General features: G+C 68.2%; 13 protein-coding genes. 4 read left to right on the top strand and 9 right to left on the bottom strand.

Annotated elements, in window-relative coordinates; all coding sequences use genetic code 11:
* Both ACF08M_RS36365 and ACF08M_RS36360 read right to left on the bottom strand, forming a co-directional pair.
* Positions 1-462, bottom strand: a 462-nt coding sequence (locus tag ACF08M_RS36365) for an aldo/keto reductase (protein ID WP_392189567.1), incomplete at its 3' end; no start/stop codon positions are given.
* Positions 463-1,000: 538 nt separating this feature from the next.
* On the bottom strand, positions 1,001-1,966 hold the full coding sequence (locus ACF08M_RS36360; RefSeq protein ID WP_392189566.1) for a helix-turn-helix transcriptional regulator: 966 nt from the start codon (positions 1,964-1,966) through the stop codon (positions 1,001-1,003).
* Positions 1,967-2,062: 96 nt separating this feature from the next.
* Here ACF08M_RS36360 and ACF08M_RS36355 point away from each other — a divergent pair, with 96 nt between their 5' ends.
* Together ACF08M_RS36355 and ACF08M_RS36350 are read left to right on the top strand one after the other, a co-directional pair.
* Positions 2,063-2,428 (top strand): VOC family protein, encoded by a 366-nt coding sequence (locus tag ACF08M_RS36355; protein ID WP_392189565.1) that lies wholly within the window; start codon positions 2,063-2,065, stop codon positions 2,426-2,428.
* 87 nt (positions 2,429-2,515) lie between these two features.
* Positions 2,516-3,502 (top strand): IS481 family transposase, encoded by a 987-nt coding sequence (locus tag ACF08M_RS36350; RefSeq protein WP_392189564.1) that lies wholly within the window; start codon positions 2,516-2,518, stop codon positions 3,500-3,502.
* Here ACF08M_RS36350 and ACF08M_RS36345 read toward each other — a convergent pair.
* The 3 genes from ACF08M_RS36345 to ACF08M_RS36335 form a co-directional block, all read right to left on the bottom strand.
* A complete protein-coding gene (locus tag ACF08M_RS36345) occupies positions 3,477-3,716 on the bottom strand; it encodes a DUF262 domain-containing protein (RefSeq protein WP_392189563.1) in 240 nt (79 codons plus the stop codon). The genes ACF08M_RS36350 and ACF08M_RS36345 overlap by 26 nt on opposite strands.
* Before the next feature lie 213 nt (positions 3,717-3,929).
* Entirely contained in the window at positions 3,930-4,196 is a 267-nt protein-coding gene (locus ACF08M_RS36340; RefSeq protein WP_392189562.1) for a DUF397 domain-containing protein, read from the bottom strand.
* Positions 4,156-5,004 carry a helix-turn-helix transcriptional regulator gene (locus tag ACF08M_RS36335; protein WP_392189561.1) on the bottom strand — a complete coding sequence of 283 codons (849 nt, stop codon included), beginning with the start codon at positions 5,002-5,004 and terminating at the stop codon, positions 4,156-4,158. Before ACF08M_RS36335 ends, ACF08M_RS36340 begins: the two co-directional genes overlap by 41 nt.
* Positions 5,005-5,088: 84 nt before the next feature.
* Between ACF08M_RS36335 and ACF08M_RS36330 the strand changes: the two genes are divergently transcribed.
* Complete coding sequence (locus ACF08M_RS36330) at positions 5,089-5,547, top strand: ATP-binding protein (RefSeq protein WP_392189560.1); 459 nt, start codon at positions 5,089-5,091, stop codon at positions 5,545-5,547.
* Positions 5,548-5,553: 6 nt separating this feature from the next.
* Here ACF08M_RS36330 and ACF08M_RS36325 read toward each other — a convergent pair whose 3' ends face one another.
* On the bottom strand, positions 5,554-6,375 hold the full coding sequence (locus ACF08M_RS36325) for a serine hydrolase domain-containing protein (RefSeq protein WP_392189559.1): 822 nt from the start codon (positions 6,373-6,375) through the stop codon (positions 5,554-5,556).
* Between the two features lie 150 nt (positions 6,376-6,525).
* On the opposite strand from ACF08M_RS36325, the gene ACF08M_RS36320 reads away from it, so the two are divergent.
* Entirely contained in the window at positions 6,526-7,626 is a 1,101-nt protein-coding gene (locus ACF08M_RS36320; RefSeq protein WP_392189558.1) for a DUF4037 domain-containing protein, read from the top strand.
* 14 nt (positions 7,627-7,640) lie between these two features.
* Here ACF08M_RS36320 and ACF08M_RS36315 read toward each other — a convergent pair whose 3' ends face one another.
* From ACF08M_RS36315 to ACF08M_RS36305, 3 genes are all read right to left on the bottom strand, one after another.
* On the bottom strand, positions 7,641-8,492 hold the full coding sequence (locus ACF08M_RS36315; protein WP_392189557.1) for a ketose-bisphosphate aldolase: 852 nt from the start codon (positions 8,490-8,492) through the stop codon (positions 7,641-7,643).
* A 95-nt stretch (positions 8,493-8,587) separates the two neighbouring features.
* Entirely contained in the window at positions 8,588-9,538 is a 951-nt protein-coding gene (locus ACF08M_RS36310) for a DMT family transporter (RefSeq protein ID WP_392189556.1), read from the bottom strand.
* Positions 9,535-10,527, bottom strand: coding sequence for a BadF/BadG/BcrA/BcrD ATPase family protein (locus tag ACF08M_RS36305; RefSeq protein WP_392189555.1), 993 nt, complete (start codon positions 10,525-10,527; stop codon positions 9,535-9,537). The genes ACF08M_RS36310 and ACF08M_RS36305 overlap by 4 nt, the downstream gene beginning before the upstream one ends.

The raw sequence follows: 10,527 nt of genomic DNA, 5'->3' as shown, positions 1-10,527 counted from the left end.
GCGGACCTTCCCGGACTTGACCGCTTCGTGCAGCGCCTCGAGGGTTTCCTCGATCGGGGTGTCGTAGTCCCAGCGGTGGATCTGGTACAGGTCGACGTAGTCGGTTCCCAGTCGCTTCAGGGAGGCGTCGAGCTCGGCGAAGATCGCCTTGCGGGACAGCCCGGCGCCGTTCGGGCCGGGGCGCATCCGCATCCAGACCTTGGTGGAGAGAACGACCTCCTCGCGCCGGGTGAAGTCCTTGACCGCCTGGCCGACGATCTCCTCGCTGCTTCCGGCGCTGTACCCATTGGCCGTGTCGAGGAAGTTGACGCCGCCCTCGAGGGCCTGCTTGATGATGTCCCGGCTGGCATCCGCGCCCAGCGACCAGGGCTCGCCGCCCCGGCCCGGCTCGCCGAAGCTCATGCAGCCGAGGGTGATGGCGGAGACTTCCAGTCCGGTCGTTCCGAGTTTGATGTATCGCATGCTTCCGAAACCTAGGATTTGGAGTGCGCTCCAACGCAATACGTCTCGGTCCGGAATTCGGAGGCGTGGGGCCTGTGCGCCCTGTCAGGTTTCGACCGTTTCGGCCAGACGTACCAGAGAACCCAGTGGTAACGAGTAACAAACCGTCAATTCTCGGCCGAGCGCATGGGGCACTACTCAGCCCCCCCGACGGCAAACCACCCTCGCGGGTCCGTCGCCACGACCGATCACCGCTCGATCACTAAGAGATTCCGCTGGTCCGGGCGGCGGTATCGCGGCGCTCGCGACGGCGCCCCTACCCGCGGCATCTTCTAAGTCAAAGATAGCTTTAGTTTGACGCAAACGTTTGTCGCAAAACTAAAGTAGTCTTTGAGTTTTGTTCAGCGCACCCACCAGGCTTGCGAGCCGCTTCTGACCGTCGAGGACATAGTGCACCGGGCGCCCTCATGCTGAGGCACGGTGTCCAGCCTCGCGATCTCATGTCCGCTAGCTGTAGTGACCGGGCACGTTGATTGAGAACAGGGGACCTGATCGGCAATCACGATGCGGGGGTTGAGTGTCTGTCAGCCAGGTCCCTGGCGAGCTGACTGATGCGTGCGCGGGCCGTCTCAGGGGCGAGCACCTCGATGTGGTCGCCGAACTGAAGAAGCTGACGCACCGACTCGATGTCGGGGTAGCGCACGACGACGACGCACGAGCCTTTTTCCGCGTCGGAGACATGGTGGATGCGGGTGCCGAGGATGCGCCGCGCCAGGTCGAGACCCTTTTCCGGCAGGCGGATGGTCACGCTCACGCGATCTTGCCCCTCGGTGCGTTTCTTCAACACGGCCCATCTGGTGCGAAGGCTTTCGCCTGGTTGGAGCACGGCTGGTGCGTCTAGCTGTTCGAAGGCCGACAGTCGTTCCAGAGCGAGCAGCCGGCTGTCGCCCTGGTCATCGGCGACGAGATACCAGCGACCTGATTTCGCCACGATCCCGTACGGGTCGACCACCCGTGTCGAGGCCTGGCTCTCGGCGCTGCGCCGGTACAGGATTCGAAGGCGTCGCCGGTGTCGCAGGGTCGAGGCCAGAGCCGATACTTCGACCGCTGCCTCGGGGGCAGCAAACCACGCGGTGCTGTCGACAAGCACCAGGTCAGCCAGCCGCAGCGGGCTCGGCGACTCAGGTGCTGCAGCCTGGCGGGCGGCGATCTTGCGCTCGGCCGACTCCCACACCGCAGTTAGACCCATTCGCTCACGTAGTGCGCTGTCCAAGCCGGCCACAGATAGGGCCTCCAGTTCTGGTGGTTCCAGATGGGATGCGTTGAGCCGTGCACTGGGGAGCAGGACGATCCCGCCGTTCCGCCCACGTTCGGCATAGACGGGCACGCCCGCTGTCGATAGCGCCTCGACGTCCCGCAGCACAGTCCGCCGGGACACCTCAAGACGCGCGGCGAGCTCCGTGGTAGTGAGCCGCTGACGGGTCTGCAGGAGCAGCAGGAGATGCAGGAGCCTTGAAGCCTTCATGCTTACCCATGTTCTCAGAAAAGGTGACAGGTTCCGTCGCGATTGGTTGATCCACTGGGTGCTGGACCGAGTAATCAACGAGTTGAGGAGCACTCCATGCCCACACCGAACCTGTTCCTGATCGGCGTCCGCGACGCCGAGGCCGCCACCGCCTTCTACAGCGACCTGTTCGAGATCGAACCGACCTTCACCAGTCCCCACTACGTAGCCTTCGAAGCTGCCCCCGGTGTCCTGTTCGCACTGTGGACGGGCTACAGCGAGCACGCGGTCCCGAGCCTCCCTCGTACGACAGAGATCGGACTCATGGTGCCGGGGCCATCGGAGGCGATTGACGAGATCTTCACGAGGTGGGCCTCGAAGGGGGTCCACGTTGTGCAGAAGCCGCATGATGCTGTCTTCGGCCGCACGTTCGTGATTACGGACCCTGACGGCAACCTCATCCGAGTCTCCCCGGTCGACTGACCTGCACTATCCCTCCCCGCATATCTCCAAGCTGAAGGGCCGGCCACACACCATGGCCGGCCTTTCAGCCTGTCTAGGAGCTCAGAAATGTCGCATTCGAACGCGGCCCTCACCCCGCGCCACCGGCTGAAAGTCGCTCGACTCGTCGCTGACGACGGCTGGCCAGTCAGCGAAGTCGCGGCCCGCTTCCAGGTGTCCTGGCCGACCGTGAAGCGCTGGGTCGATCGCTACCTCGCAGGCGAGTCCATGCAGGACCGATCCTCACGACCGCGGAGCTCTCCGGCCAAGACACCCAAGACCGTGACGAAGAGGTGCGTCAGCCTGCGACTACGTCTGCGGGAAGGGCCGGTCCAGCTCGCTGCGAGACTCAATATCGCCCCGTCGACAGTGCATCGAATCCTGCGATCGGCCCGCCTGAACCGACTCGCCTACGTCGACCGTGAGACCGGTGAGCCCGTCCGCCGGTATGAGCACGACCATCCGGGATCACTGGTGCACGTGGACGTGAAGAAGCTCGGGAACATCCCCGACGGTGGCGGCTGGCGCTACGTCGGCCGCCACCAAGGCGAGAAGCACCGCGCCGCGACGCAGAGTAAGTCACGCAACGCCTACGGCGGCCCGAAGGTCGGATACGCATTCGTGCACACCGTCATCGACGACCACTCCCGCGTCGCCTACACCGAGGTCCACGACGACGAAACAGCCGTCACCGCCGTCGGCTTCCTGCACCGGGCTGTCGACTGGTTCGCTGACCGTGGCGTCACCATTGAGAGGGTCCTGTCGGACAACGGCGGCGCGTACCGCTCGTACCTGTGGCGCGACAACTGCGAAGCGCTTTCGATCACCTCGAAGTTCACGCGCCCTTACCGCCCGCAGACGAACGGGAAGGTCGAGCGCTTCCACCGCACCATGGCCGATGGCTGGGCCTACGCCCGCTGCTACACCAGCGAGCAAGAACGACGCGACGCACTGGCCGGTTGGCTCCACCAGTACAACCACCACCGGCCCCACACCGCGTGCGGCAACCAGCCGCCATTCTCACGATTGATCAACGTGCCCGGTCAGTACAGCTAGCCAGCTTGGCCGTGGTGCGCCACATGAGCAGGCTGCCGATGGGGTAGTTGCGGCGCACTGAGTCGAGCAGATACAGGACCTGCTGCGGGGTCCAGACGAACGCCCGCTGGAATTTCGGTAAAACGATGTCCCCGTTCAGGACCCGTGAGGCGAGTGAGGTGATCGGTGCAATCGTCGGCTCGGGCGCACGCACCTGCGCCGGTGATGTACCCATCGTGATACCCCCTGATCGCCTTACCTGCACGGCTGGAACAGCTATGGGAACGATCGTAGGGGGCACCACTGACTATCCGGCGGGCGTGTGCTCTGGCGGAGCCCGCGTACCACGGGGGGAACGGAAAGGGGCCCGGGACGACCAGCGGTCGCCCCGAGCCCCCACCGTCGCAGGGCTTCCTGTGACGTCAGCGGAGCCCGTGAGCGGAGCCCGTCAGTGGAGCCCGTCCACAAAGCTCTGCCAGGCGTCCGCCCCGATGGTCAGGACAGGGCCGTCGGGGTTCTTGCTGTCGCGGACGGGGACGGCGCAGGGGAGGCCGTCGGCCACCTCGACGCAATCCCCGCCGGTGTTGCCGCTGTAACTGGACTTGCGCCAGGCCGCACCGCCGGTGACGGTGCACTCGACGCATTCGCCGCCGGTGTTTCCGCTGTAGCTGGACTTACGCCACCGCGCGTTCTTCAGCTCGGGACCGGTCTCCATAACGCTCCTCCATAACGCGGGTGATCAGGGCCGCGGAGTCCTCGACGGAGAGGGCGGCGGCTTGCAGGCGAGCGTAACGGAGCGAGGCCTCCCTGACCGTGTCGGGGTTGGCCGTCATGTGGCCGGAGATGACGTCCTCCGTGTAGACGAGGTCGGGGTCGTCATCGAAGCGCAGGGTGTTGAACGACCCCGCGAGGCTCGCGTGTTCACCGGCTGCGAAGGGCAGCACCTGGATCTGCATCCAGCGGTGGTCGGCGACGTCCAACAGCCGCTGGAGTTGCTTCCGCATCACCTCGTGACCCCCGATCGGCCGGTGCAGTACGGCCTCGTCGAGAACGGCCCAGGCGAGCGGCGGCCGTTCCCGCTCCAGGATCCGCTGACGCTCCATCCTGGCCGCCACCAGGTTTTCGAGGTCGTCCGGCATACCGGTGGCCAGGACGGCCCGCGCATACTCCTCCGTCTGCAACAGCCCGTACACCAACTGCGCCTGGTACGTGGAGATGTACGCGGCGCAGGACTCCATCTCGGCGTACGGCTGGAACCAGGTGGGCAGCTGGCTGCGCAGGACCAGTCCGATCAGCCGCGAGAACACCCCGTCCGTGCCGAGTGCCGCGTCCACCCGCTCGGAGAAGTCGCGCGTGGGGACCTTCTTCGTGGTTTCGATCTGGCCGATCAGGGAGCCGGTGCAGAAGATGATGTCGCCGAGCTGGCCCTGCTTGAGGTTGACGGCCTCTCTCTGGCGGCGCAGCTCCCAGCCGTAGTAGTCCAACGGGGAAGCACTGGGGTCGAGCGTCTGGATGTTGGGCACGGCGGGCACCTCCGGCGTTCAACGCCTCACGGCGTTCAGTTCGGTACGTAGCCGAGCGTAATCATGTCGGCGCACTCTGGTGACATGAATCACGTAATTGAGCCGCAGGCCGACGATCTGCAGGCCGACGATCTGCCGGAGGCGACCTACCGCGCCGATCTCGCGATGGGCGAGCACTCGGCCCGGCATCTGCGTCGCATCCTGCGGCTCTACCTCACCGTCTGGGATCTCCTCGACGTGGCCGACGCGGCCGAGTTGGCGCTCACCGAGCTGATCGCCAATGTCGTACGGCATGTCCCCGGCCGCCGCTGTCAGACGTTCATCTTCCGGCTCCCGGCCGGGGGCGTGCGCGTCGAGGTCGCGGACGGCTGCCCCGAACTGCCCCGGGCGGTCATGGGAGATGCAGATGCACTCGACGAGGGCGGGAGGGGGCTGGTCCTGGTGGACGCCGTCACCGACCGCTGGGGCGCGGAACCGCGCCGCGACGGCCGTGGGAAGACGGTGTGGTTCGAGTGCCGGGCCACGAAGGCGGCCGACGGGTGACGGCTCTCAGCGGCCGGAACGGAGCTCCGCGAGCACCGCGTCCGTGAACGGCGGCCACGCCTCCACGGCCCACGGTCCGAAGGCCCGGTCGGTCAGCGCGATGCAGGCCGCGCCCGCGACCGGGTCGATCCACAGGAACGTGCCGGACTGGCCGAAGTGCCCGAAGGTCGCGGGGGACGAGGAACTGCCCGTCCAGTGCGGCGACTTGTGGTCCCGGATCTCGAAGCCGAGCCCCCAGTCGTTGGGGTTCTGGTGGCCGTAGCCGGGCAGTACGCCCTTCAGGCCGGGGTGGACGACGGTCTGCGCGGCCAGCACCGTACGCGGGTCGAGCAGCCGCGGCGCCTGTATCTCCGCCGCGAACCGTATGAGGTCGTCGACGGTCGAGACACCGTCCTTGGCGGGCGAGCCGTCCACCGCCGTCGCCGTCATCCCGAGCGGCTCCAGCACCGCCTGGCGTATGTACTCCGGGAACGGGATGTCGGTGGCCTTGGCTATGTGGTCGCCGAGGACCTCGAAGCCCGCGTTGGAGTAGAGCCGCCGGGTGCCGGGGGCGGCCGTCGTCCGGTGCTCGTCGAAGGCGAGCCCGCTGGTGTGCGCGAGCAGATGCCGGACGGTGGAACCCTCAGGCCCTGCTGGCTCGTCGAGCTCGACCGCGCCCTCCTCGTACGCCACCAGCGCCGCGTAGGCCGCGATCGGCTTGGTGACGGAGGCGAGCGGGAAACGGTGCGCGGCCGGGCCGTGCGTACCGACGACCGTGCCGTCCGCTCGTACGACGGCAGCCGCCGCGGTGGGGACGGGCCAGTTGTCGATCATCGCCAGGCTGTGCATGCGTACGAGCGTAACGGGCGGGGTCGTCGGACCCTCGGCCGACCGGGTCACCCGATCCGCGCGGGGTCGGCAGTACACGCGGCCGACCGCGACCTGCCGGACGGGGAAAAGCCTTCGACCGACCAGCGCCGGTCCGGCACCCTCCCCAGCATGACCACGTCGCCCTTCGTTCCCGGACTGGAACTCTCCCACCGCTTCTACCTCGAAGCCGTACAGCCTTTGCTGGACGAGGCCGCCCCGGGGGTCACGCACTCCGCCGCCCGCCTCGGCAGCGGCTCCGAAGTCCTCGGATTCGACACCGCCCGCTCCGCCGACCACGAGTGGGGACCCCGCCTGCAGATCTTCCTGCTCCCGCAGGACGTCACACGCCACGGCGCGAGGATCACGGGACTGCTCTCCGAACGCTTGCCGAAGACCTTCCGCGGCTACCCCACGCACTTCGCCTCCACCGGCGAAGCAGGCATCCGGGTCATGCAGACCACTGACGGGCCGGTCCACCACCGAGTCGAAGTCACGGACCCAGGCACCTGGTTCACCGCGCAGCTGGGGTTCGACCCGCGTACCGGGATCAACCTGGCGGACTGGCTGGCCACCCCCACTCAGCGCCTCGCCGAGGTCACCGCCGGAGCCGTCTTCCACGACGGACTCGGGCAACTCGCACCGGCCCGCGCCGGCCTCGACTGGTACCCCCACGACCTCTGGCTCCACCTGCTCGCCTGCCAGTGGCAGCGCGTCGCCCAGGAGGAAGCCTTCGTCGGCCGCTGCGGCGAAGTGGGCGACGAACTCGGCTCCGCCGTCGTCGCCGCTCGCCTGGTACGCGATCTGATGCGGCTCTGCCTGCTCATGGAGCGTCGCTACCCGCCCTACAGCAAATGGCTCGGCAGCGCCTTCGCCCTGACCACCCAGGCACCCGCCCTCACCCCGGTCCTCACCGCGGCCCTCGCCGCCACCGACTGGCACACCCGCGAGCACCACCTGGCCCGCGCCTACGAGGTCGTTGCGGCCGCACACAACCAGCTCGGTCTCACCGACCCCGTCGACCCCGCCACGCGGCCCTACCACGCCAGACCATTCAAGGTCCTGCACGCCGAACGCTTCTCAGCGGCGCTGAGTGCCTGTATCACCGACCCCGGCATCAGCTCCCTGCCGACGATCGGCGCCGTCGATCAGTTCGTCGACAGCACGGATGTCCTCAGCCGTCCGGAACTGACACGCGCCGCCACCAGCGGTCTGCTCTCCCGTCCCGAGTAGCGGCAACGCCGGCCTCAGCCACTCACCACACCGAGCAGGACCCGGACCGTCTCCGCCATCGTCTCCCGGCCCCGGGCGACGTAGGGGCGGGGGTCGGTCAGGTCGGGGCGCTCCGCCAGCGTCTCGCGGACCGCGCCGGTGAACGCGACGTTGAGAGCGGTACCGATGTTGATCTTCACGATGCCCGCCTGAACGGCTTGTCGCAGATCGTCGTCGCCGACGCCCGACGAACCGTGCAGCACCAGAGGTACGGGCACGGCCTCCCGCAGGCGTTCGATGAGCGCGTGGTCCAGGGCCGCGGAGCGTTCGGTCATCGCGTGGCTGCTGCCGACGGCGACGGCCAGGGCGTCCACGCCGGTGTCCGCGACATAGCGCGCCGCCTCCTGCGGGTCGGTGCGCACCCCGGCCGCGTGGGCGCTCGCGGGAGCGTCGGGCTTGCCGCCCACATAGCCGAGTTCGGCCTCCAGCCACAGGCCCGCGCCGTGGGCCCACTGGGCCGCGGCGCGGGTGGCGGCGAGGTTCTCGGCGTACGGCTGCGCCCCGGCGTCGAACATCGCGGAGGAGAACCCCGCGTCGGCCGCCGTGCGCAGCAGCCGCATGTCCGTCACGTGGTCCATGTGCAGTGCGACGTCGACGTCACAGGCCTTGCCGACCTCGGCCGCGGCCCGCGCGATCGGCTCGACCCGGCCGCCGTGGAACCGTACGGCGTTCTCGCTGATCTGCAGGATCACCCCCGGGGCGCCCGCGGCGGCCGCGCCGGCGGTGATCGCCTCGGCGTGCTCCAGCGTGATCACATTGAACGCCGCGACGGCCCGGCCTGCGGCGGCGGCCTTCGAGACGAGTTCGCGCGTGGGAACCAGGGGCATAAAGGTGTCCCCTCGCTTTCATGTCGGGTCGGTGGGTACGGATCGGAGTCGGCCCGTACCGCTACGTGGTTCGGCCGGTACGGATATGTGGGCGATCAGGACTTCTGCGGGGCCGGACTCACGTCCGCGCCGTCGTCCGCCGCGCCCGGGGCCACGGAGTTCTCGCCGCTCTTCTCGTCGCTGTAGACCATCAGGGTCGAGCCCGCGAGGGCCAGCACGATACCGAGGGCGCCCCACACGTTCGGGAGCGTCCGGTAGACCGCCAGGGACAGCACGATGGTCAGCACCGGGGCCAGCGCGTTGGTGATGGGGGCGACGACCGTGGCCTTGCCCCGGCTGAACGCCATGACCAGGAACAACGCGCCGACCGCGTTGAGGACCTGCGTCACCGCGGTGAGTGCCGGCGCCTGCCACGGAGCGTCGGACGGGAAATCGCCCATCATCACGAACGCCACCGGAACCAGCAGCAGTCCGCTGATGGTCATCCAGCCGAAGGTCGTCGCGTCGTTGACCCCGACCACCGCGGCCTTGCGCATGCAGAACGCCTGCACGCCCCAGGCAACACAGATCAGGATGGCCATCGGCAGCCACGGGCCGTGCGAGTTCGAGTCGTCCTTGCCGCTGGGAATGCTGAGCAGCACGATCGCCGCCAGCGCCGCGACGACACCCACGAGGGCGAGCCGGTTGATCCGCTCCCGCAGCAGCGCCATCGCCATGAGGACGGTGACCACCGGGGAGAGCGACACCAGGGGGAAGATCAGGTACGCCGGGCCGTTGGCGAGCGCGTGGAACAGCAGGAGTTGGCCGCCGGCGCCGGTCAGTCCCGCGATCAGTCCGTACACGGCGGCGGTCGGCCGGCGGTCGAACGTGTTGCCGCGCATCGCGAAGTACGCGGGTATGAGCATCGTGAAGGCCCAGATGATGTAGATCATCTCGTTGGGGTAGCCGTACCTGCTGTTCGGCTCGCTGGAGAAGGCGCCCCACACACCCCAGAACAGGACCAGCAGCGACGCGTACAGGATCCAGCTCTTCGTGCCTCTGTTCATCGGTCTTCCCCTCCTGAGGCAGTGATCCCGGAGGCCATGCGCAGCGCGTCGAGCGCGGGCTGGTCGAGCGGGGTTCCGGCGGTTTTCGCCGCGTACAGGGCGGCACCTACGACAGGCTCGTACAGAGGGTGTCGCAGTTCGTAGTGGGTGAAACGGCTCTTCAGTCCGGTGGCGAACGCCTCCAGAACCGCGGCCGCGCCGAAGGTGCCGCCCGAGTAGGAGACCGGTACGGTCTCGTCCGGGCCGAACTCCAGCCGCTCGCGGGTGACTTCGACGAGCAGGGCGAGTTCCCGGCCGGCCTCGGCGAGGATCGCCGAGGCGGCCTCGTCGCCCAGACCGGCCGCCTCGGCCACCGAGCGGCTGAGCGCGGCGATCCGGCCGCGGTCGCCCTGCCACTGGTTGTGGACGACGTCGATCACGTCGAGGTCGGACGCGAGATCCAGGTGGCATCGGAACACCTCGGCCAGGGGGCCCTCGGGGAGCCGTCCGTCGCCCATCCGCGAGAAGGCGTTGAGGCCGCGGACCGCGATCCAGTGCGCCGATCCCTCATCGCCGAACATCTCGCTCCAGCCACCGACGCGCACGCCCCGGCCCAGCCGCTCGCCGTAGGTCATGGAGCCGGTGCCGCTGATGACGTTGATGCCGTCGACCGCGCCCAGTGAACCGGCCCAGCCGCAGACCATGTCGTTGTCGCAGGCGTAGCGGTCGTGTCCGAGCACGGCTCGCGGGGTCGCGTTCAGGACGGGCAGATCGCGGGCCGCCTCCCCGTAACCGGGCAAGCCGAAAAAGGCGTACTCGATGTCGGCGGGGGTCAGCTCGGCCGCCGCACAGACAGCGTCGACGCCTTCCCTCAGCACCCGCTCGACGAGCTCGATGCCGTGGGAGAAGTAGTACGAACTTGCCGCCTGCGCTCGCGCCACGACTTGCCCGCCCCGGTCGACCAGGCAGAATGCGGTTTTCGTACCGCCGCCGTCGACACCTAGGAACAT

It is taken from the genome of Streptomyces sp. NPDC015032 (assembly GCF_043080425.1).
Classification (GTDB): Bacteria; Actinomycetota; Actinomycetes; order Streptomycetales; family Streptomycetaceae; genus Streptomyces.
Note: the sequence above shows the minus strand (reverse complement) of the source record. Positions and strands in the feature narration are given on the sequence as shown.